Here is a 1,626-nt window from a genome sequence, read left to right as displayed (position 1 = left end):
GAATTTGTGGGACTGTATCTCGACGAAGTGTTGAAGCTTGTGCGCCTTTCCATCGCCACGAACGAAACATTCCTCCGATACGGCCCCGTGCAACCGCGCGCGGCAGCCGACCGGCTGAACGCGGTACTTTTGGCGCGCATGGAGCGCGGCGAAGGCTGGCAGGCGCTCGCTTCAACCCGGCTGGGCGGCGGCGCGGGTGTGAAGGCACTCGATCAATTGCTGAAGGCGTCGCTGAACGAAAAGGAGGATCGCAGGAAGGCGCTCGGCAAGGACATTAAGGAGCTGACCGCGCGCGTTGCACGGTCGCTGCAGACAAGTGGTTTGAACTTGACCGTTGCGGGTGACGCGGTCGATCGCGACGACGTTTCCAAGCGTATCGGCGATATCTTTGCCGAGTCGGGCGCGAAGCTCATTGCGTATTGCATAGAACAGGGCTTTTGGACGGAACAAAAGGCCGGGCGGCGTTAAGAGGATGCGGCGGTTGCTCAGGATTCGTCCAGGCAACCGCTGTACTCACCGCCGCCCGCGTTACTTTTTCCCGACCATGTCTTCCGGTTTTACCCACTCGTCGAATTCCGCGTCCGTCACGAAGCCCAGCGCCAGCGCCGATGCCTTAAGCGTCGTGCCTTCCTTGTGCGCTTTCTTCGCGATCTTCGCGGCCTTGTCGTAGCCGATGTGCGGGTTCAACGCCGTCACCAGCATCAGCGATTCATTCAGCAAGCTGTCGATGCGTGATTCGTTCGGCTCGATCCCGACTGCGCAATTATCGTTGAAGCTCAGCGCGCCATCGGCGAGAAGCCGGACCGATTGCAGCACGTTGTGCGCGATCATCGGGCGGAACACGTTCAGTTCGAAATTGCCGCTCGCGCCGCCGAAATTCACCGCGACGTCATTGCCGAATACTTGGCAGCACAGCATGGTGACGGCTTCCGACTGCGTCGGATTCACCTTGCCCGGCATGATCGAGGAGCCTGGCTCGTTTTCCGGAATCGACAATTCCCCAAGCCCGCAACGCGGTCCGCTTGCGAGCCATCGAATGTCGTTGGCGATTTTCATCAGGCTTGCCGCGATCGTCTTCAACGCGCCGTGCGCGAAAACCAGCGCGTCGGCCGCGGCCATCACTTCGAATTTGTTCGGCGCGGTTTCGAACGGCAAGCCGGTCAGCTTGCCGATCACGGCCGCCACCTTCACGGCAAATTCCGGATGGGCGTTCAGCCCCGTGCCGACTGCCGTGCCGCCGAGCGCCAGTTGATACAAATGCGGCAAGGTTGACTCGACGTGTCGAATGCCCTGGTCGAGTTGCGCCACATAGCCTGAAAATTCCTGCCCGAGCGTGATTGGCGTGGCGTCCTGCAAGTGCGTCCGGCCGATCTTCACGATTGAGTCGAACGCCCTGGATTTCGCGTGAAGCGTCTCGCGCAAGGTTTTCAGCGACGGCACCAGATGCTTGACGATCGCCACGGCCGCAGCGATGTGCATGGCCGTTGGAAAGACATCGTTGGACGATTGCCCGCGATTCACGTCGTCGTTTGGATGCACCTTGCGGGCTTCGCCGCGCTCGCCGCCCATCAGCTCGCTCGCGCGGTTCGCGATCACCTCGTTCAGGTTCATGTTGCTTTGCGTGCC

The 1,626-nt window shown here is 60.9% G+C and carries 2 protein-coding genes; one reads left to right on the top strand and one right to left on the bottom strand.

The annotated features are described in order from the left end of the window. On the top strand, positions 1-468 hold a 468-nt coding region (locus WCA53_RS21810; RefSeq protein ID WP_423915536.1), incomplete at its 5' end, for a hypothetical protein. 60 nt (positions 469-528) lie between these two features. Here the strand turns inward: WCA53_RS21810 and WCA53_RS21805 are convergent. Then, positions 529-1,626: class II fumarate hydratase (locus WCA53_RS21805; protein WP_423915533.1), on the bottom strand; the 1,098-nt coding region annotated here is incomplete at its 5' end.

The organism is Caballeronia sp., from assembly GCF_049581465.1.
Taxonomy (GTDB): Bacteria; Pseudomonadota; Gammaproteobacteria; order Burkholderiales; family Burkholderiaceae; genus Caballeronia.
The sequence above is the reverse complement of the archived record's forward strand: the minus strand, read 5'-3'. Positions and strand labels throughout refer to the sequence as shown.